The sequence below is a fragment of the Variovorax sp. 10N412 genome (genome assembly GCF_056394985.1).
This window is the reverse complement of sequence record NZ_JBFTIO010000016.1, coordinates 45,355-64,104: the sequence shown is the minus strand read 5'-3', so window position 1 is coordinate 64,104 and position 18,750 is coordinate 45,355. Positions and strand designations below refer to the sequence as shown.

Below are 18,750 nucleotides of genomic sequence, written 5' to 3'. Positions count from 1 at the left end.
AATGTATGTAAACTACCGGGCTTCCCCGATGGCCCGCCTGTCTGCGCTGGTTTGCGGTTCGCTCCGTGAAATGCGCCATCTCCCGTCTTCGCTTCAAAGGAATCGCATGCCTCTCCTGCATGTTTCGCGTCACTCGTCCTTTTCGCCGCGTCTCGCGACCGTGGCTGCCGTCGTCCTGCTGGTCCTTGCGGGCTGTGGCAAGAGCGATGCGCCCGCCGCCCCGGGCGGCGCTGCCGGCGGCGCCCGCCCTGCCCCTGAAGTGGGCGTGGTGGTGGCCGCACCGACCGACGTCGGCCTGGTGACCGAACTGCCCGGGCGCCTCGAAGCGTCGCGCATCGCCCAGGTCCGCGCCCGCGCGGCCGGCATCCTGCTGAAGCGCGAGTTCCGCGAAGGCAGCGACGTGAAGGCCGGCCAGTTGCTGTTCCGCATCGACCCCGCACCGCTGCAGGCCGCCGCCCAGAACGCCCAGGCCACGCTGGCCCGCGCCGAAGCCAATGCCGTGCAGGCCAAGGCCCTGGCCGACCGCTACAAGCCGCTGGTCGAGGCCAACGCGGTGAGCAAGCAGGAATACTCCGTCGCACTGGCCTCGCAGAAGACGGCCGAAGCCGACGTGATCTCGGGCCGCGCCGCCGTGCAGACCGCCAAGATCAACCTCGGCTATGCCGACGTGACCGCGCCCATCTCGGGCCGCATCGGCCGCGCCCTCGTGACCGAAGGCGCGCTGGTGGGCCAGGGCGACGCCACCGAGCTGGCCGTGGTGCAGCAGATCAACCCCGTGTACGTGAACTTCACGCAGTCGGCCACCGACGTGCTGAAGCTGCGCCGCGCCGTGGCCGACGGCCAGTACAAGCGCGCCGGCGGCGGCGAGGCCGCCAGCATCCGCGTGGTGCTGGAAGACGGCAGCGACTACCCGCTGGAAGGCAAGCTGCTGTTCTCCGACCTCACGGTCGACGCGACCACCGGCCAGATCACGCTGCGCGCCGAAGTGCCCAACCCCAAGGGCGAGCTGCTGCCCGGCCTGTATGTGCGCGTGAAGCTCGAGCAGGCCCAGGCCACCAACGCCATCACGCTGCCGCAACAGGCCGTGACGCGCACCCAGCAGGGCGACACGGTGTCGGTGGTCAGCGCCGACGGCAAGATCAGCCAGCGCACCGTGAAGATCAGCGCCGCCAAGGACAACCAGTGGGTGGTGCTCGACGGCCTGAAGGCCGGCGAACAGGTGATGGTCGACGGCTTCCAGAAGCTGCAGATGATGCCGCCGGGCACGCCCGTGAAGGCGGTGCCGTGGAAGAAGCCGGAGCCGAATGCCGCTGCAGCGCCCGCCGCCGCAGCCTCGGGTGCAGCACCAGGCGCCGCACCGGCCGCCGCAGGTGCAGCCGCCCCCGCCGCGGCACCCGCAGCGAACGGCCAGGCTTCGGCCCCGGCCGAGAAGAAGTAAGCAGGAGCGCGCCCGCATGGCCAAATTCTTTATCGACCGCCCGATCTTTGCCTGGGTGATCGCACTGTTCGTCCTGGTGATGGGCAGTGTCGCCATCACGCAGCTGCCGATCTCGCAGTACCCGCCGGTGGCGCCTCCGGCCATCGTGATCAACGCCGCCTACCCCGGCGCGTCGGCCCAGACGCTCGAGGACAGCGTGCTGTCCGTGATCGAACGCGAAATGAACGGCTCGCCGGGCCTGATCTACATGGAATCGGTGGCGCAAGCCGACGGCACCGGCACCATCACGATCAGCTTCGAGCAGGGCACCGACCCAGACCTGGCGCAGGTGGACGTGCAGAACCGGCTGTCGCGCGCGACGCCGCGCCTGCCGGCCACGGTGACGCAGCAGGGTGTGCGCGTGGACAAGTCGCGCAACAACTTCCTGCTGTTCACGATCCTGTCGTCCGACAACCCCGCCTACGACCCGGTGGCGCTGGGCGACTACGCCTCGCGCAACATCGTGCCCGAGCTGCAGCGCATTCCCGGCGTGGGCCAGGCGCAGCTGTTCGGCACCGAGAACGCGATGCGCATCTGGATCGATCCGGCCAAGCTGCAGGGCTTCAACCTGTCGCCGCTGGACGTGAACAACGCCATCAAGGCGCAGAACGCGCAAGTGGCCTCCGGCACCATCGGCGACCTGCCGAACGTGCCGGGCCAGGCCATTGCCGCCACCGTGGTGGTGAACGGCCAGCTCGCCAACGTCGACCAGTTCAAGAACATCGTGCTGCGCGCCAACACCGACGGCTCGACCGTGCGGCTGAAGGACGTGGCCCGTGTCGAACTGGGCGGCCAGGCCTATGCCACGTCGGCGCGCCTGAACGGCCAGCCGGCCGTGGGCGTGGGCGTGCAGCAGACGCCTTCGGGCAACGCGCTGCAGACGGCCAAGGCCGTGCGCGCCAAGATGGACGAGCTGTCCAAGTACTTCCCGCAGGGCGTGAAGTGGGCCATTCCGTACGACAGCTCGCGCTTCGTGAGCATCTCCATCACCGAAGTGGTCAAGACGCTGCTGGAAGCCGTGGCGCTGGTGTTCGTGGTGATGTTCATCTTCCTGCAGAACTGGCGCTACACGATCATCCCGACGATCGTGGTGCCGGTCGCGCTGCTGGGCACCTTCGCCACGCTGCTCGCACTGGGCTTCTCGATCAACGTGCTGACCATGTTCGGCATGGTGCTGGTGATCGGTATCGTGGTGGACGACGCCATCGTGGTGGTGGAGAACGTCGAGCGCATCATGAGCGAAGAGGGGCTCTCGCCGCTCGAAGCCACGCGCAAGGCCATGAAGCAGATTTCGGGCGCCATCATCGGCGTGACCGTGGTGCTGATCTCGGTGTTCGTGCCGCTGGCGTTCTTCGCCGGCTCGACCGGCAACATCTACCGCCAGTTCTCGGCGGTGATGGTGGCGTCGATCGCCTTCTCGGCGTTCATGGCGCTGTCGCTCACGCCCGCGCTGTGCGCCACGCTGCTCAAGCCGGTGGAAGCCGGCCACCACCACGAGAAGCGCGGCTTCTTCGGCTGGTTCAACCGGGTGTTCACGCGCACGGCCAAGGGCTATGAAAGCATCGTCTCCCGCCTGCTGCGCCGCGCGGCGCGCTACCTCATCATCTACGCCGTGATCATCGGCGCGGTGGTGGTGGCGTACCTGCGCCTGCCGAGCTCGTTCCTGCCCCAGGAAGACCAGGGCAACATCATCGTGAACGTGCAGCTGCCGCCAGGCGCCACGCAGGAGCGTGCGCTGTCGGTCATGCAGCAGGTGGAAGGCTTCATCCTGAAGCAGCCCGAAGTGCAGAGCATGGTGGGCGTGATGGGCTTCAGCTTCTCGGGCCAGGGCCAGAACGCCGGCCTCGCCTTCGTGACGCTGAAGGACTGGGACGAACGCAAGGACGCGGCCAACTCCGCCAGCGCGCTGGCCGGACGTGCCTTCGGTGCGCTCTCGGGCATCCGCGACGCCTTCATCTACCCGCTGAGCCCGCCGCCCATTCCCGAACTGGGCAACGCCACCGGCTTCAGCTTCCGGCTGCAGGACCGCGCAGGCGCGGGCCACGAGGCGCTCGTGAACGCGCGCAACCAGCTGCTGGGCATGGCGGGGCAGAGCAAGATCCTGGCGCAGGTTCGCCCCGACGGCCTGGAAGACGCACCGCAGCTGCAGATCGACATCGACCGCGAAAAGGCGAGCGCACTGGGCGTGACTTTCGACGCGATCAACGCGACGCTGTCGACCTCGCTGGGCTCGAGCTACGTGAACGACTTTCCGAACCGCGGCCGCCTCCAGCGCGTGGTGGTGCAGGCCGACGCGCCAGCCCGCATGCAGCCTGACGACCTGCTGAAGCTGACGGCGCCCAACACCCAGGGCCTGCCGGTGCCGCTCTCGGCCTTCGCGACCACGAAGTGGGTCAAGGGCGCCACGCAGACGGTGCGCTACAACGGCTACCCGGCCATCCGCATCAGCGGCGACGCCGCGCCCGGCTTCAGCACGGGCGCCGCGATGGCCGAGATGGAAAAGCTCGCCACGCAGTTGCCTGCGGGCTTCGGCTTCGAATGGACCGGCCAGTCGCGTGAAGAAAAGCTCGCGGGCTCGCAGTCGATCATTCTTTACGGCTTCGCGATCCTGGCGGTGTTTCTCTGCCTGGCCGCGCTGTACGAAAGCTGGACCATTCCGCTGGCGGTGATCATGGTGGTGCCGCTGGGGGTGATCGGGGTGCTGCTGGCGACCATGCTGCGCTCGTACTCGAACGACGTGTACTTCCAGGTGGGCCTGATCACCATCATCGGCCTGTCCGCGAAGAACGCGATTCTGATCATCGAGTTCGCGAAAGACCTGCAGGCGCAGGGCAAGGGCGTGATCGAGTCGGCGCTCACCGCGGCCCACCTGCGGTTCCGCCCGATCGTGATGACCTCGCTGGCCTTCGGCCTGGGCGTGCTGCCGCTGTTCCTCGCCTCCGGCGCGGGTTCGGCCAGCCAGCGCGCCATCGGCACCGGCGTGATCGGCGGGATGATCACCGGCACGGCGCTGGCCGTGTTCTTCGTACCCATCTTCTTCGTGGTGGTGCGCACCCTGTTCAAGGGCAGCGCGCGCCAGCGCGAGGCCGACAAGCGGCACGCCGAAGCCGCCGGCATCGTGGAGGAACCGAAACATGAATAAGACACTGATTCCCACCGCCCTGGCAGCGGCCCTGCTGCTGGCCGGCTGCTCGCTGATTCCGACCTACGAGCGTCCCGCCGCGCCGGTGCCGACCACCTACCCGGGCGACCCCACGCAACCGGCCGGCCAGGCCGCGGCCAACCTGCCGTGGCAGGACTTCTTCACCGACCCGCGGCTGGCGGGCCTGATCCAGACCTCGCTGGCCAACAACCGCGACCTGCGCGTGTCGGTGCTCAACATCGAGCAGGCGCGCGCGCAGTTCCAGGTCGAGCGCTCGGCGCTGTTCCCGGCCCTGGGCCTCACGGGCTCGGGCTCGCGCTCGAGCCCCAATACGTTCCAGGCCTTCGACTCCAGCGTGGGCAGCGTGTCCTCGCAGTACAGCGTCAACTTCGGCTTCACCGCCTGGGAGCTGGACTTCTTCGGCCGCATCCGCGCGCTGAAGGACCAGGCCCTGGCGCAGTACCTGGCCACCGACGAGACCCGCAAGGCGGTGCAGATCAGCCTGATTGCCTCGGTCGCCAACGGCTGGCTCACGCTGCTGGCCGACGACGAGCTGCTCGAAATCACCCGCCAGACGCTGACCACGCGCGAAGAGTCGGTGCGCCTGACCAAGCTGCGCTTCGACAACGGCGTGTCGTCCGAGCTCGACTTCCAGGCCGCGAACTCGCTGCTGGAGACGGCACGCGCCTCCTATGCGCAGCAACAGCGCACGCGCATGCAGGACGAGAACGCCCTGGCCCTGCTGCTGGGCGCGCCGGTGCCGGCCGAAGCCACCGCGGGCAGCACCAGCCCCACCAAGGGCCTGGAGGGCATCAACCCGATGCCCGACGTGCCCGCCGGCCTGCCGTCGGACCTGCTGGCCGAGCGCCCCGACATCCGCTCTGCCGAGCAGCAGCTGATTGCGGCCAACGCCAACATCGGCGCGGCGCGCGCCAACTTCTTCCCGCGCGTGTCGCTCACCAGCGGCATCGGCACCGCGAGCACCGAGTTCTCGGGCCTGTTCGACCGCGGATCCAAGGCCTGGTCGTTCGCGCCCACGGTGACGCTGCCGATCTTCGATGCGGGCCGCAACATGGCCACGCTCGACTCGGCCAAGGCCGGGCGGGAGATCGCGGTGGCGCAGTACGAGAAGTCGGTCCAGACGGCGTTCCGCGAAGTGGCCGATGCGCTCGCGGGCCGCGCCACGCTGGGCGAGCAGGTGCGCGCGCAACGAGCGCAGGCCGATGCCGAAGGCGTGCGCTTCAAGCTGTCCGACCTGCGCTACCGCAACGGCATTGCCAGCGCGCTCGACCTGCTGGACGCGCAGCGCTCGCTGTTCACGGCCCAGCAATCGGCCGTGACCACGCGCCTGCTGCAGTTGCAGAACCAGGTCACGCTGTACAAGACGCTGGGCGGCGGCTGGGCCACACGCGACAAGGGCTGAGCCATCGGGTCGCCGCCTAAGGGTAGGTCCCTTGCCCCTTCGGGCAAGGGGTCTCTCTATAATCGCCGGTTGGTTAGAAGAAGCCCCCCGACGAGCCCCCGTTATTGAGGACGCCATGAGCGCAGACCCGCATTACCAGGCCACAGAAGAAGCCCACACCGGGCCGATCAAGAACCCGAAGCAACTGCTGCTGGCGGTATTTTTCTCCTTCATTGCCCCGATCCTGATCATCGTGGGTCTTGTCGCCTACGTGGTCTCGGGCAACAAGCCCGCCGGCACCGCCGAGGGCGACAACATGGCGCTCTACGGCGTGACCAAGGAGGCACGCGACCGCGAAGTGGCCGAGCGCCTGAAGCGGGTCGGCGCCATCGAGGTCCGCGACGCCAACCGCCCGCTGGCCACCGGCGAGGCCGTGTTCAAGGCCCAGTGCGCCACCTGCCACGGCGCCCCCGGCATTCCCGGCGCGCCGCACTTCCAGGACGCAGCCGCCTGGGGCCCGCGCATCGGCCAGGGCTATGCCACCCTCCTCGAACATGCCCTGAAGGGCAAGGGCGCCATGCCCGCCCAAGGCGGCGGCGACTTCGAAGACCTCGAAGTGGGGCGCGCCGTGGTCTACATGGCCAACGCCGGTGGCGCCAAGTTCCCGGTGCCGGACCGTCCGGCGGCGGCGGCGCCTGCCGAAGGCGCTTCGGGAGCGGCACCCGCTGCGTCGGCAGCCACGCCTGCGGCGGCTGCGGCTCCTGCGGCGTCCGCGGCCAGCGCGCCCGCCAACTGAGCGTTCCCCCGATTCCATTGAAAAAGCCGGCCCAGCGCCGGCTTTTTCAATGGGCGGCGCGCGGGCCTGGCCAGGGCTAAGACCCGGAAGGCGAAGGCGCAGACGCTTCTTCGGCGTGGCGCTGCGCCGGGCTCAGCACATGCCCGAAGCGGCCTGGCAACTCGCTGGCCTGCACCGCCTCCGGCTGCCACAGGCCGCGTTCGACGGCCTCGGCCGCAATGCCCACGTCCTGCGTGTGCACCAGGCCCAGCCCGATCGGCGAGGCCAGGTAGAGCCTGCCCTCCTCGTCGAGCAGGCAGCCCGACACCTCGACCGCCTTGCCGGTGTGGGAGGTGACGCTGAAGCCATCGCCCTCCTCGGCCACGCGCCACACCCAGGGCGCGGCCTCCAGCTCCATGTACACGCGCTGCGGCCCGTTCTGGAAGAACCATTGCCCTTCGTCGTCGTGCTCGTAGTTGCGGTGAATGAAGTCGATCAGCTTGTCGTGCCGCAGCATCGAGCCCTTGGCCGTGCGAAACGGGCCTTCGGCCTGGGTGCGGTCGTCGCGCATGTACCAGTTGCCGCGCGCGTCCAGGCCGAGCCAGCCGTAGCAGTGCGGCACGTTGGGCCACTTGGCAATTGCTTGTTTGACGATGTCGTCCATGGCGTCATTCTCTTCCCGTGCGCAAGCCCGCACCGTCAGCCAATGTGCCGCGTGTGCCGCCATGCAGCTGCAGCCAGCTGCCCACGCGCTGGGGCATGCCCTGCACATGCCCCGGCGGCAATCCCATCGGAAAGCCCACATGGCCGCCGTGCACGGGCTGCCACAACGTGACGTGCGGGCCCACCTCGCCGGGCCGGGGCAGGCTCGCGGCGGGAATGAACGGGTCGTTGCGGGCGTTCACCACCAGCGCGGGCACGCGGATCGTCGCCAGGTGCGGCTTGGCCGAGCCGCGCGACCAGTAGTCGGCGACGTCGCGAAAGCCGTGCAGCGGCGCGGTGAACACGTTGTCGAAGTCGTGGAGGTTGCGCGCCGACACCAGCCGCTCGCGGTCGAACAGGCCCGGAAACTGCGCCAGCTTGGCCAGCGCCTTCGGCTTCATGGTGTTGAGGAACATGCGGGTGTAGACCAGCTTGTTGAAGCCGCGGCCGATGGCCTCGCCGCCCGCCGCAAGATCGAGTGGCGCACACACGGAGGCCACGGCGCCCACCACGCCCGAAGCCGTTTCTCCGGCTTCCGAAGCCCATCGCATGAGCGCATTGCCGCCCAGCGACACGCCCGCGGCCAGCACCGGACCGCCACCCTTGGCCACGTGCTGCTCGCGCATGCGCGCCAGGATCCAGCCGATTTCCTCGAAGTCGCCCGAGTGGTAGGCGCGCGGCGCCAGGTTCAGCTCGCCGCTGCAGCCGCGGAAATGCGGCACGGCGAAGGCCATGCCCTGCGCCGCGGCGAAGGTGGCGAACGCCTCGGCGTAGTGGCTGCGCGACGAGCCTTCGAGGCCGTGGAAAAGCACCAGCAGCGGCGGCGGCGCTGGTGGTGGTCCTTCAGCCGATGACGCCGCAGGCGCGTCCACGAAGTCGACATCGATGAAGTCGCCGTCCGGCGTGGGCCAGCGCTCGCGCCGGTAGACCGGCGCCGGCCCGTCGAAGCGCCGCGCATACAGCGCGGCCCAGATGGTCTGCAGGTTGCCGCCGGGCAGCCAGCGCGGCGCCAGGTAGTCCATCGTCGAACCGGAAGCAGGGGAAGAGGGGGAAACCAAGGACGGCATCAATGCAGGGTCTGGGGCGGGTCGTTCACGTCGTCGGGCTCGCGCGCGCTGCCGGGGCTCGCATGGTGCGCCACCAAGCGCCAGCCCTGCGCGGTCTTGTGATAGACGTTGGTGGCCAGCACGAAGGCATGGCGCGGGCCCTCGGCGGTGAGCACCTCGATGCGCTCCAGCACGTTGTGCACCGCGCTGGCAAGCGACTCGATCTTGCGCACCCGCGCCGGCGTGGCGTGGATGGCACCGTTGCCGAACATCTGCTCGAAGGCCGCGCGAATGGCCACCGCGCCCACCAGCCGCGGGCCGCCGGGGTGCACGCAGAACACCTCGTCCTCGTCGGCCCAGCAGGCCATCAGCGCATCGATGTCGCCGCGTTGCAGCGCTTCATAAAAAGCCGTCTCGACGTCGTCGGCAGTGCCGCCGAGGGCCGCGGCGGCGCGGAGTGGGGTCTTGGGCATGGCGTGATTCTGCCGCGCCGACCGTGACGGCGGCACTGCACCGCTTTGGTCCGGTGCGCACCGTGCTGCCGCATCGCCGGCCGTTCGCTTGCGCCACTTTGGACCACTTGGTCAAAACATTGGCGCACCATTTCTCTAAGCCATTGATTTCAAACAACTTAGTCAACTGGCACGGCGTATGCAAGGCGTTGCGCAATCACGCAACAGGAGCCTTTCATGAACGTCGGCATCTTCATTCCCATCGGCAACAACGGCTGGCTGTTGTCCGAAAACGCCCCGCAGTACAAGCCCAACTTCGAGCTGAACAAGCAGATCACGCTGAAGGCCGAGCGCTACGGCGTCGACTTCGCGCTGTCCATGATCAAGCTGCGCGGCTTCGGCGGCAAGACCGAGTTCTGGGACCACAACCTCGAGTCCTTCACGCTCATGGCCGGCCTGGCGGCGGTCACCAGCAAGATCAAGCTCTACGCCACGGCCGCCTCGCTGGTGATGCCGCCGGCCATCGTGGCGCGCATGTCGTCGACCATCGACTCCATCTCCAACGGCCGCTTCGGCCTGAACCTGGTCACCGGCTGGCAGCGCCCCGAGTACTCGCAAATGGGCATGTGGCCCGGCGACCAGTTCTTCGGCACGCGCTACGCGTACCTTTCCGAATACATCCAGGTGCTGCGCGACCTGTGGGGCAAGGGCCAGTCCGACTTCAAGGGCGACCATTTCCAGATGGACGACTGCCGCCTGAGCCCGCAGCCGCAGGCCGACATGAAGGTGATCTGCGCCGGCCAGAGCGACGCGGGCATGGAGTTCTCGGCCAGGTACGCCGACTACAACTTCTGCTTCGGCAAGGGCGTGAACACGCCCAAGGCCTTCGCGCCCGCCGCCGAGAAGCTCATCGAGGCCACCGCCAGGACCGGCCGCCACGTCACCACCTACGTGCTGATGATGGTGATCGCCGACGAGACCGACGAGGCCGCGCGCGCCAAGTGGGAGCACTACAAGGCCGGCGCCGACCACGAGGCCATCGCCTGGCTGGGCCAGCAGGGCGCGGCCGACACCAAGTCGGGCGCCGACACCAACGTGCGCCAGATGGCCGACCCGACCTCGGCCGTGAACATCAACATGGGCACGCTGGTGGGCTCGTACGCCAGCGTCGCGCGCATGCTCGACGAAGTGGCCGAGGTGCCCGGCACCGAAGGCGTGCTGCTGACCTTCGACGACTTCGTGCAGGGCGTGGAAGCCTTCGGCGAGCGCATCCAGCCGCTCATGAAGAGCCGCGCGCACGTGCAGAGCCCGGTGCCTTCGCAGGTCGAGCCCGAGCGCCTCGCAGCCTGAAGAGGAGACGCGCATGACCTCGTCCTCACCCAAGAACACCACCCTCACCTCGACCACGCCCGTCGGCGCGCCGCGCCTGCCCGGTGCGCCCGCACCGCTGGTGCTGCCCGCGCGCCCCGAGCCGATGGCGCTGCACGCCACCGACTCGGCACTGATCGTCGTCGACATGCAGAACGCCTACGCCTCCATCGGCGGCTATGTCGACTCGGCCGGCTTCGACATCTCCGGCGCGCAAGGCACCATCGCCAACATCGCGCGCGCCATTTCCGCGGCGCGCGCGGCCGGCATGCTGGTCGTGTTCCTGCAGAACGGCTGGGACGCAGCCTATGTGGAGGCCGGCGGCCCCGGCTCGCCGAACTGGCACAAGTCGAACGCGTTGAAGACCATGCGCGCCAGGCCCGAGCTGCAGGGCAAGTTCCTCGCCAAGGGCGGCTGGGACTACGAACTCATCGAAGAGATGAAGCCGCAACCCGGCGACATCGTGGTGCCCAAGACGCGCTACAGCGGCTTCTTCAACAGCACGCTCGACAGCACGCTGCGCGCGCGCGGCATCCGCCACCTGGTGTTCACCGGCATCGCGACCAACGTGTGCGTGGAGTCCACGCTGCGCGATGCCTTCCACCTCGAGTACTTCGCGGTGATGCTGGAAGACGCCACGCACGAGCTCGGCGGCGCCGCCATCCAGAAGGCCTCGGTCTACAACGTGGAGACCTTCTTCGGATGGGTCTCCACGGTGGACCAGTTCTGCCGCACCTTCGCGCCCGCCCCTGCTGCTGCCGCACCAACCGCCCCGGCCGAAACGGCCATCGCCTGATTTCTTCACGAAGGACTTTTCCCATGCCCAAGCAAGCCATCATCCCGCCCGGCACCGGTGTGCCCCTCGCCCCCTACGTTCCCGGCACGCTCGCCGACGGCGTGCTCTACGTGTCGGGCACGCTGCCCTTCGACAAGGACAACAACGTGGTCCATGTGGGCGACGCCAGCGCGCAGGCGCGGCATGTGCTCACCATCATCCAGGGCGTGGTCGAGGCGGCCGGCGGCACGATGGACGACGTGACCTTCAACCAGATCATGATCAAGGACTGGGCCGACTACGCCAAGATCAACACGGTGTATGCCGAGTTCTTTCCCGGTACCAAGCCCGCGCGCTACTGCATCCAGTGCGGCCTGGTGAAGCCCGATGCGCTGGTCGAGATTGCCTCGATCGCGCACGTCGGCAGGAAGGCCTGAAGCACATGACTCGCATGACCGGCATGACTTCGCTGCACTACGAGGTGCATGGGCCGTCGGACGCGGCGGCCACCGTGCTGCTGTCGTCGGGCCTCGGTGGCTCGGCCGGGTTCTGGCAGCCACAACTGGGCGCGTTGATTGCCGCGGGGCATCGGGTCATTGCATACGACCAGCGCGGCACCGGCCGCAGCCCCGGCGCCCTGCCCGATGCGTATGCCATCGCGGACATGGCGAACGACGTGCGCGAGATCCTCGACGCCACGAACACCGCGCAATGCCATTTCGCGGGCCATGCGCTGGGCGGCCTCGTCGGCCTGCAGCTCGCGCTCGACACGCCCTCGCGCATTGCCAGCCTGGTGCTCGTCAACGCCTGGTCGAAGCCCAACCCGCACTCGGCGCGCTGCTTCGATGCGCGCCTTGCACTGCTGGGCGCGTGCGGTGCGCGTGCCTACGTCGAAGCGCAACCGATCTTCCTGTACCCCGCCGCGTGGTGCGCTGCGCATGCCAAGCGCGTGGCCGACGAAGTCGATCACGCCTTCGCGCATTTCCCCGGCGAGCACACCATGCGCACGCGCATCGCCGCGCTGCGCGCCTTCGACATCGACGCACGCCTGGCCGACATCGCCGCACCCACGCTGGTGGCGGCCGCCAAGGACGACGTGCTCGTGCCCTGGACCTGCTCGCTGCGCCTGGCCGACGGCCTGCCCCACGCCACGCTCAACCTCATGGCGCACGGCGGCCACGCCCACAGCGTGACCGAGGCCGACGCCTTCAACAGCACCCTGCTGGCCTTTCTTTCGCGGGCGAGCACTCCCACCGCACACACCGCACACACCGTTTCCGCATGACCACCTCCGCCACGCTCTCCACACTCGACGACGCCGCGCTGTCGCTGCTGTTCACCGGCGCGCGCAGCCACAACGGCTGGACCGACGAACCCGTCACCGACGCGCAACTGCAGCAGATCTACGCGCTCGCAAGCCTCGGCCCGACCTCGGCCAACTGCTCGCCCGCGCGCTTCGTGTTCGTGCGCACGCCCGAAGGCAAGGCGCGCCTGGCGCCCGCGCTCTCCAAGGGCAACCTCGACAAGACCATGAGCGCGCCCGTCACGGTCATTGCCGCATGGGACCGCAAGTTCTACGACCAGCTGCCCACGCTGTTCCCGCATGCCGACGCGCGCAGCTGGTTCACCGGCAGCCCCGAGGCCGCGCACGAGACCGCCTTTCGCAATGCCAGCCTGCAGGCGGGCTACCTGCTGCTGGCCGCACGCGCGGTGGGCCTGGACGCCGGGCCGATGTCGGGCTTCGACAAGGCGAAGGTCGAGGCGGCCTTCTTCGAAGGCACCGACTGGAGCGTCAACTTCCTCATCAACCTGGGCCACGGCGACGCGTCGAAAGTGTTCGCTCGCCTGCCGCGCCTGCCTTTCGACGCGGCCTGCGTGCTGGCCTGACGGAGTCACTGCAATGTTGAACGCCATGGTCTCCCACGCTGCTCCATCAAACCCCGCCGGCCTGCCGCAGGGCCTGCCCAAGGCCGACTATCGCAATGCGATGGCGCGCCTGGGCGCCGCGGTGAACATCATCACCACCGACGGCCCCGCGGGCCGCGCGGGCTTCACGGCATCGGCCGTGTGCAGCGTGACCGACGAGCCGCCGACGCTGCTGGTGTGCCTGAACCGCTCGGCGTCGGTGTACCCGGCGTTCAAGGCGAACGGCGTGCTGTGCGTGAACGTGCTGGCCGCGGGGCACCAGTCGCTGTCGGCCCTGTTCGGCGGCAAGACGCCGATGGACGAACGCTTCGCGGCGGGCCGATGGAGCCGCAACACCACGGGCTCGCCGATGCTCGACGACGCGGCCGTGTCCTTCGACTGCCGCGTGATGCACGCGACCAGCGCGGGCACGCACGACGTGCTGTTCTGCGAGGCGGTGGCCATCGCCATCGGCGGTGCGGCGCAAGGGCTCATCTACTTCGACCGCCGCTATCACGAGATCGCGGTGCCGCCGCAGCACTGACTTTTCTCTTGGCAAGGAAAACCCACGCGCGCGATGCGCGTTCCGTGTTGTCCCATGTCCCCTCGGGGAGAGGGAGCAAGACCCAGCGCCTTGCGGCACTCACCGCGGCGTGATGCCCTGAAGAATGATGCGCTGCACGTTCTCCACCGTCTTCTCGAAGAACGCCTCGTCGTCGAGCGTGTGCCCCGACAGCGCCTGCACCTGCACGCCGAAATCCGCGTAGTGCTGCGTGATCGCCCACAGCGCATAGATCAGGTGCTGCGGATCCACCGGTGCCAGCTTGCCCGCGGCCACCCACGCCGCGATCACCTCCGACTTGCGCTCCACCAGCGTGCGCAGCTCGCGGTCGAGTTCGTCGCGCAGCAGCGGCGCGCCCTGGATCATTTCAAGACAGAACAGGCGCGACGCATCGGGCCGGTCGCGCGAGATCACGAGCTTGCGGCGGATGTAGTCGCCGATGGCCTGGCTCGGGTCCTGTTCCGCGCTGAAGCCGCGCAGCGGTTCGAGCCACAGCGCCAGCAGGTCGCGCAGCACGTTGACGTAGAGCTCCTCCTTGTTCGCGAAGTAGTAGAGCAGGTTGCTCTTGGACACATCGGCGCGCGCGGCCACCTGGTCGATCGACGTGCCGTGCAGGCCGAAGCGCGAGAACAGGCCCAGTGCCGCACCCAGAATGGCGCTGCGCTTGTCCTCGATCTGGCGCAGCCGGCGGCTCACCGCGGACGCGCTGCGCACCACGGGTTTCGCACGCTTGCGCGCCGGGCTTTCCTTGCTGGCTTCCTTGCTGGTGTTGGCAGCCAGCGCCTTGGTCTTCGGCATCTTCCCTCGCTCTCTCTATCTCGGTCTTCGGTTTCGTTCAGTACTGCGCACCACTGTAAGGCCACGGTGCATCACCGTGCGCCACGACGGCCTTCACAGGCCGATGCAAGGGCCTTGCCACGCACCATGCTGACGCGGCGATTGCGATTTGTCCATTTGGTCCAACTGGCACAGACGTTGCATGGCGAAAGGCATGCCAAGCAAGAGGAACCCGCCATGACCCTGCTGTCCGTCCCCATCATCGATCTCGCGCCTTACTTCGCCGGCACCGCCGAAGGCAAGGCCGAGGTCGCGAAGAAAGTCGACGAAGCCTGCCGCAGCATCGGCTTCCTCGTCATCACCAACCACGGCATTCCGCCGGCGTTGATCTCCAGCGTGTCGTCGCTCTCGCGCACCTTCTTCGACATGCCGCTCGCCGAGAAGCGCAAGGTCGACCGGCCGCGCGAAGACGCGGTGCGCGGCTACAGCGCGGTGGGCGAGGAAGGCCTGTCGTACAGCCTGGAAGAGGCGGCACCCGGCGACCTGAAGGAGTCGTTCTCCATCGGCCCTTCGAACGTGCCGAACGACGAGTACCACCGCGGCCCTGCCGCAGGCCCGCACTTCGAGCCCAACAGCTGGCCGCCCATCGACGGTTTCCGCGAAGCCTACGAAGGCTACTTCGACGCCATGAGCGATCTGTCTCGCTCGCTGATGCGCATCTTCGCGCTCGGCCTGTCGCTGCCGGAGACTTTCTTCGACGACAAGATCGACGAGCACATCAGCATGTTCCGCGTGCTGAGCTATCCGCCGCAGCGCGAGCAGCCGCTGCCCGGCCAGTTGCGCGCGGGTGCGCACAGCGACTACGGCAGCCTGACGATCGTGCTGCCCGACGACAAGGGCCTGCAGGTGTTCAACAAGGCCGGCCAGTGGGTCGACGTGCCGCAGGTCGAGGGCGGCCTGGTGGTGAACATCGCCGACCTCATGATGCAGTGGACCAACGACCAGTGGGTGTCCACGCTGCACCGCGTGATCAACCCGCCGTTCGAGGTGGCGAGCACCAACCGCCGCCAGTCGCTGGTGTTCTTTCACCAGCCCAACTACGACGCGATGGTGGAGTGCCTGCCGAGTTGCCTGGCGCCCGGCGAGAGCGCCAAGTACGCGCCCATTTCCTCCGGCGATCACCTGACCTCGAAGTTCGTCAAGCAGACGACGTTCGGCGGCACCAAGGCCACCGCCTGACCGGGGCCCCACGCACATGGCGCACCTCTCCTACGTCAACGTCTTCGCCAAGGACGTGGTCGCGCTCAGCGGCTTCTACCAGCGCGTGTTCGGCTTCCCCGAGATCGAGGCGATCCGCTCGCCGATCTTTCGCGGGCTGGACACCGGCAAGTCGAGCCTGGGCTTCAACGCGCTCGACGCCTACGAGTTGCTGCACCTGGCCGAGTTCTCCGACACGCGCGGCGTGAAGTTCCTGCTGAACATCGACGTCGACAGCCAGGCCGACGTGGACCGCATGGTGCCCGTGGCGCTGGAGGCCGGGGCCACGCTCATCAAGCCGCCGTACGTCACCTACTACAACTGGTACCAGTCGGTGCTGCTCGACCCCGAGGGCAACGTGTTCCGCATCAATTTCATGATGTAGCGGCACGCGGCTTTCTTCTCTTTCTTCCCCGTCTCCTCCCATGCTCCTCACGAAAGGTTGCTCCATGCTGCGCACTCCCTCCCACGGCACCACCCTCGGCCTGGCCCTGAGCCTCGCAGCCGGCGGCGCGTTGTTCACGACGCTGCCCGCCGCGGCCGCCGACGGCTTCACGCTGAAGGACAAGCCGAAGATCGCCATGCTCTACTTCGGCCCGAAGAACGACGGCGGCTGGACGCAGGCCTTCGACGAAGCCCGCGTGAAGATCGAAAAGGAGATCGGCCAGAAGATCCAGTTCGTCGAGAACGTGCCCGAAGACGCCTCGGCCATCAAGCCTGCGGCCGAAAAATTCATTCAGCGCGGCGCCAACATCGTCATCGGCACGGCCTTCGGTTATTCCGACAGCTTCAAGGACCTCGCCGCCAAGTACCCCGACGTGGCCTTCCTGAACGGCTCGGGCACCACCAACGGCACCAACCTCGAATCGTTCTACGGCCGCACCTACGAAAGCCAGTATCTCTGCGGCATGGCCGCGGGCGCGGCCTCGAAGACCGGCAAGCTCGGCTTCGTCGCGGCCAACCCCTTCGGCGTGGTGAACTGGACCATCAACGCCTTCGCGCTCGGCGCGCAGAAGATGAACCCGAACGCCACCGTCAACGTGATCTACACCGGCGCGTGGAACGACCCGGTGAAGGAACGCGCCGCCGCCGCCGCGCTCATCGACCAGGGCGCCGACGTGATCGGCCAGCACGTGGACAGCCCCACGCCGCAGATCGTCGCGCAGGAGCGCGGCGTGTACGGCACCGGCCACCACCGCGACCTGCGCCAGTTCGCACCCAAGGCCACGCTGTGCTCGTCGGTGTGGGTGTGGGACAAGTTCCTCACGCCGGAACTGAAGAAGGTGATGGCCGGCGGATGGAAGCCCGCCCCCTACGGCGCCTTCATCGAGATGAAGGACGGCGGCACCGACATCGCGGGCTTCGGCCCCGCCGTGCCCAAGGACAAGGCCGCGGCCATCACCGCCGAGCGCGACGCGATCATGAAGGGCAAGCAGGTCTATGCCGGCCCGCTCGCCGACCGCGACGGCAAGGAGCGCGTGGCCAAGGGTGCCGTGCTGTCCGACGCCGACCTGTGGAAGATGGACTGGTTCGTCAAGGGCGTGGTCACGCAGAAGTAAGCCAGCCAGGACCGAAGACGCCCATGCCCAACGCGCTCGAACTCACCGGCATCCGCAAGTCCTTCGACGGCTTTGCGGCGCTGACCGACGCACACTTCGCCGCCCGCTGGGGCGAGGTGCACGCCCTGCTCGGCGAGAACGGCGCGGGCAAGTCCTCGCTGATGAACATCGCGGCCGGCCTGTATGCGCCCGAAGCCGGCCAGTTGCTGGTGGACGACAACGCGGTGCGTTTCACCGGGCCGCGCGATGCGGCACGGCACCGCATCGGCATGGTCCACCAGCACTTCAAGCTGGTGCGGCCGTTCACGGTGGCGCAGAACATCCTGCTCACCGCGCCGCCGCCGGCCGAGTTCCAGAGCCACGGCGAACGGCTGCGCGAGATGGCACGCGACATCCGCAACAAGGCATCGGAGCTGGGCTTCGACATCGATCCGTCGAAGCGGGTCGACGCCCTGTCCATTGCCGAACAACAACGCGTCGAGATCCTCAAGGTGCTGCTCGCGGGCGCGCGCATCCTGATCCTCGACGAGCCCACCGCAGTGCTTACCGACCAGGAGGCCGCGCGCCTGCTGCAGACGGTGCGGGGCCTGGCGCGTGCCGGTGCCGCGGTGGTGCTGGTCACGCACAAGATGGCCGACGTCAAGACCTACGCGGACCGCGTGACGGTGATGCGCGGCGGCCGCACCGTGGCCACGCTGCAGCCCGCCGAGACATCGGTCGCCGAACTGGTGAAGCTCACCGTGGGCGAATCGATCGCCGCGCAAGGCTTCCAGGCCTCCGCCGCCGCGCGCGGGCCGGTGCGGCTGTCGGTGCGCGGGCTGCGCACGCCGGCCTCGCCCGAAGGCCGGCGCGTGCTCGACGGGGTCGACCTCGAGCTGCACGCCGGCGAAATCTACGGCCTGGCCGGCGTCGGCGGCAACGGGCAGGGCGAGCTGGCGGGCGCGATCATGGGCCTGCCGGGCGAGGCCACCGAAGGCGAGATCGACCTCGCGGGCCATGGCGACCTGAAGACCCTGGCCGCCTCGGCGCGCCGCGGCATCGGCATTGCCGCCATTCCGGCCGACCGCTACGGGCTCGCGCTCGCGGGCGGCCTGTCGGTGGCCGAGAACTACGCCATCGGCCGCGTGCACACCGGGCGCTACGGGCCCGTGTGGCGCCTGCGCCGGGGCCGAATCCAGAGCGACACACAGGAAGCCGTGCGCGCCTTCGACGTGCAGGGCGTGCGCTCGGTCGCGCAGAAGGCCGCGCTGCTCTCGGGCGGCAATGCGCAGAAGCTGGTGCTGGCGCGCGAGTTCGGCAAGTCGCCCACGCTGGTGCTCGCGCACAGCCCGAGCCGGGGCCTCGACGTGCGTGCCAGCGCCGAGGTGCATGCGCGGCTGCGGGCCGCGCGCGACGGCGGCGCCGCGGTGCTGCTCATCAGCGAAGACCTCGACGAAGTGCTGCAGCTGGCCGACCGCGTGGGCGTGATGACACGCGGTCGCATTGCCGGTGAATTCGCGCAGCCCGCGGACCGCCAGGCCATCGGACAGGCGATGGTCGACCATGGCTGAA

Annotated in this window: 18 protein-coding genes; 14 read left to right on the top strand and 4 right to left on the bottom strand. The window is 68.5% G+C overall.

All coding sequences use genetic code 11. The annotated features are described in order from the left end of the window. Positions 1–106: 106 nt before the first annotated feature. The 4 genes from AC1DJH_RS26960 (at position 107) to AC1DJH_RS26945 (ending at position 6,817) form a co-directional block, all read left to right on the top strand. Positions 107–1,438, top strand: a complete 1,332-nt coding sequence (locus tag AC1DJH_RS26960) for an efflux RND transporter periplasmic adaptor subunit (protein WP_478187815.1) — start codon at positions 107–109, stop codon at positions 1,436–1,438. A gap of 16 nt (positions 1,439–1,454) precedes the next feature. Continuing rightward, entirely contained in the window at positions 1,455–4,619 is a 3,165-nt protein-coding gene (locus tag AC1DJH_RS26955; RefSeq protein WP_472122175.1) for an efflux RND transporter permease subunit, read from the top strand. Then, complete coding sequence (locus AC1DJH_RS26950) at positions 4,612–6,042, top strand: efflux transporter outer membrane subunit (protein ID WP_472122173.1); 1,431 nt, start codon at positions 4,612–4,614, stop codon at positions 6,040–6,042. The genes AC1DJH_RS26955 and AC1DJH_RS26950 overlap by 8 nt, the downstream gene beginning before the upstream one ends. A 115-nt stretch (positions 6,043–6,157) precedes the next feature. Next, the gene (locus AC1DJH_RS26945; RefSeq protein WP_478187814.1) at positions 6,158–6,817 is read left to right on the top strand and encodes a c-type cytochrome; all 660 of its coding nucleotides are present in this window, start codon (positions 6,158–6,160) and stop codon (positions 6,815–6,817) included. Positions 6,818–6,893: 76 nt separating this feature from the next. Here AC1DJH_RS26945 and AC1DJH_RS26940 read toward each other — a convergent pair whose 3' ends face one another. Genes AC1DJH_RS26940 through AC1DJH_RS26930 form a run of 3 tightly spaced genes read right to left on the bottom strand, consistent with a single transcriptional unit; the run spans position 6,894 to position 9,017 of the window. Further along, a complete protein-coding gene (locus AC1DJH_RS26940) occupies positions 6,894–7,460 on the bottom strand; it encodes a DUF2946 family protein (RefSeq protein ID WP_472122167.1) in 567 nt (188 codons plus the stop codon). A gap of 4 nt (positions 7,461–7,464) precedes the next feature. Next, positions 7,465–8,520: a YheT family hydrolase gene (locus tag AC1DJH_RS26935; RefSeq protein ID WP_478187813.1), complete on the bottom strand. Its 1,056-nt coding sequence runs from the start codon at positions 8,518–8,520 to the stop codon at positions 7,465–7,467. 44 nt (positions 8,521–8,564) lie between these two features. Further along, positions 8,565–9,017: a YybH family protein gene (locus AC1DJH_RS26930; protein ID WP_435441105.1), complete on the bottom strand. Its 453-nt coding sequence runs from the start codon at positions 9,015–9,017 to the stop codon at positions 8,565–8,567. A gap of 216 nt (positions 9,018–9,233) precedes the next feature. Between AC1DJH_RS26930 and rutA the strand changes: the two genes are divergently transcribed. Genes rutA through rutF form a run of 6 tightly spaced genes read left to right on the top strand, consistent with a single transcriptional unit; the run spans position 9,234 to position 13,588 of the window. Next, positions 9,234–10,346, top strand: a complete 1,113-nt coding sequence (gene rutA / locus AC1DJH_RS26925; protein ID WP_478187812.1) for a pyrimidine utilization protein A — start codon at positions 9,234–9,236, stop codon at positions 10,344–10,346. Between the two features lie 13 nt (positions 10,347–10,359). Further along, the gene (gene rutB / locus AC1DJH_RS26920) at positions 10,360–11,160 is read left to right on the top strand and encodes a pyrimidine utilization protein B (protein ID WP_478187811.1); all 801 of its coding nucleotides are present in this window, start codon (positions 10,360–10,362) and stop codon (positions 11,158–11,160) included. 23 nt (positions 11,161–11,183) lie between these two features. Further along, positions 11,184–11,576 carry a pyrimidine utilization protein C gene (rutC, locus tag AC1DJH_RS26915; RefSeq protein ID WP_478187810.1) on the top strand — a complete coding sequence of 131 codons (393 nt, stop codon included), beginning with the start codon at positions 11,184–11,186 and terminating at the stop codon, positions 11,574–11,576. Between the two features lie 5 nt (positions 11,577–11,581). Then, positions 11,582–12,424 (top strand): pyrimidine utilization protein D, encoded by an 843-nt coding sequence (gene rutD, locus AC1DJH_RS26910; RefSeq protein WP_478187809.1) that lies wholly within the window; start codon positions 11,582–11,584, stop codon positions 12,422–12,424. Beyond that, the gene (locus tag AC1DJH_RS26905; protein WP_478187808.1) at positions 12,421–13,026 is read left to right on the top strand and encodes a malonic semialdehyde reductase; all 606 of its coding nucleotides are present in this window, start codon (positions 12,421–12,423) and stop codon (positions 13,024–13,026) included. The genes rutD and AC1DJH_RS26905 overlap by 4 nt, the downstream gene beginning before the upstream one ends. 13 nt (positions 13,027–13,039) lie before the next feature. After that, positions 13,040–13,588 carry an NADH-dependent FMN reductase RutF gene (rutF, locus tag AC1DJH_RS26900; RefSeq protein ID WP_472122151.1) on the top strand — a complete coding sequence of 183 codons (549 nt, stop codon included), beginning with the start codon at positions 13,040–13,042 and terminating at the stop codon, positions 13,586–13,588. A gap of 99 nt (positions 13,589–13,687) precedes the next feature. Here rutF and rutR read toward each other — a convergent pair whose 3' ends face one another. Beyond that, complete coding sequence (gene rutR / locus AC1DJH_RS26895; protein ID WP_478187807.1) at positions 13,688–14,404, bottom strand: HTH-type transcriptional regulator RutR; 717 nt, start codon at positions 14,402–14,404, stop codon at positions 13,688–13,690. A 216-nt stretch (positions 14,405–14,620) separates the two neighbouring features. Between rutR and AC1DJH_RS26890 the strand changes: the two genes are divergently transcribed. From AC1DJH_RS26890 to AC1DJH_RS26875, 4 genes are all read left to right on the top strand, one after another. Continuing rightward, on the top strand, positions 14,621–15,622 hold the full coding sequence (locus AC1DJH_RS26890; RefSeq protein ID WP_435487414.1) for an isopenicillin N synthase family dioxygenase: 1,002 nt from the start codon (positions 14,621–14,623) through the stop codon (positions 15,620–15,622). A 16-nt stretch (positions 15,623–15,638) separates the two neighbouring features. Beyond that, on the top strand, positions 15,639–16,025 hold the full coding sequence (locus tag AC1DJH_RS26885; protein WP_307511161.1) for a VOC family protein: 387 nt from the start codon (positions 15,639–15,641) through the stop codon (positions 16,023–16,025). Positions 16,026–16,089: 64 nt separating this feature from the next. Next, entirely contained in the window at positions 16,090–17,199 is a 1,110-nt protein-coding gene (locus AC1DJH_RS26880; RefSeq protein WP_435441115.1) for a BMP family ABC transporter substrate-binding protein, read from the top strand. Between the two features lie 23 nt (positions 17,200–17,222). Next, the gene (locus AC1DJH_RS26875) at positions 17,223–18,749 is read left to right on the top strand and encodes an ABC transporter ATP-binding protein (RefSeq protein ID WP_478187806.1); all 1,527 of its coding nucleotides are present in this window, start codon (positions 17,223–17,225) and stop codon (positions 18,747–18,749) included. The last annotated feature ends 1 nt before the right edge of the window (position 18,750 follow it).

Bases quoted from the DNA above. Each gene is read 5' to 3' on its own strand.
- AC1DJH_RS26960 (WP_478187815.1), top strand. From the start codon at position 107: ATGCCTCTCCTGCATGTTTCGCGTCACTCGTCCTTTTCGCCGCGTCTC.
- AC1DJH_RS26955 (WP_472122175.1), top strand. From the start codon at position 1,455: ATGGCCAAATTCTTTATCGACCGCCCGATCTTTGCCTGGGTGATCGCA.
- AC1DJH_RS26950 (WP_472122173.1), top strand. From the start codon at position 4,612: ATGAATAAGACACTGATTCCCACCGCCCTGGCAGCGGCCCTGCTGCTG.
- AC1DJH_RS26945 (WP_478187814.1), top strand. From the start codon at position 6,158: ATGAGCGCAGACCCGCATTACCAGGCCACAGAAGAAGCCCACACCGGG.
- AC1DJH_RS26940 (WP_472122167.1), bottom strand. From the start codon at position 7,460: ATGGACGACATCGTCAAACAAGCAATTGCCAAGTGGCCCAACGTGCCG.
- AC1DJH_RS26935 (WP_478187813.1), bottom strand. From the start codon at position 8,520: ATGGACTACCTGGCGCCGCGCTGGCTGCCCGGCGGCAACCTGCAGACC.
- AC1DJH_RS26930 (WP_435441105.1), bottom strand. From the start codon at position 9,017: ATGCCCAAGACCCCACTCCGCGCCGCCGCGGCCCTCGGCGGCACTGCC.
- rutA (WP_478187812.1), top strand. From the start codon at position 9,234: ATGAACGTCGGCATCTTCATTCCCATCGGCAACAACGGCTGGCTGTTG.
- rutB (WP_478187811.1), top strand. From the start codon at position 10,360: ATGACCTCGTCCTCACCCAAGAACACCACCCTCACCTCGACCACGCCC.
- rutC (WP_478187810.1), top strand. From the start codon at position 11,184: ATGCCCAAGCAAGCCATCATCCCGCCCGGCACCGGTGTGCCCCTCGCC.
- rutD (WP_478187809.1), top strand. From the start codon at position 11,582: ATGACTCGCATGACCGGCATGACTTCGCTGCACTACGAGGTGCATGGG.
- AC1DJH_RS26905 (WP_478187808.1), top strand. From the start codon at position 12,421: ATGACCACCTCCGCCACGCTCTCCACACTCGACGACGCCGCGCTGTCG.
- rutF (WP_472122151.1), top strand. From the start codon at position 13,040: ATGTTGAACGCCATGGTCTCCCACGCTGCTCCATCAAACCCCGCCGGC.
- rutR (WP_478187807.1), bottom strand. From the start codon at position 14,404: ATGCCGAAGACCAAGGCGCTGGCTGCCAACACCAGCAAGGAAGCCAGC.
- AC1DJH_RS26890 (WP_435487414.1), top strand. From the start codon at position 14,621: ATGACCCTGCTGTCCGTCCCCATCATCGATCTCGCGCCTTACTTCGCC.
- AC1DJH_RS26885 (WP_307511161.1), top strand. From the start codon at position 15,639: ATGGCGCACCTCTCCTACGTCAACGTCTTCGCCAAGGACGTGGTCGCG.
- AC1DJH_RS26880 (WP_435441115.1), top strand. From the start codon at position 16,090: ATGCTGCGCACTCCCTCCCACGGCACCACCCTCGGCCTGGCCCTGAGC.
- AC1DJH_RS26875 (WP_478187806.1), top strand. From the start codon at position 17,223: ATGCCCAACGCGCTCGAACTCACCGGCATCCGCAAGTCCTTCGACGGC.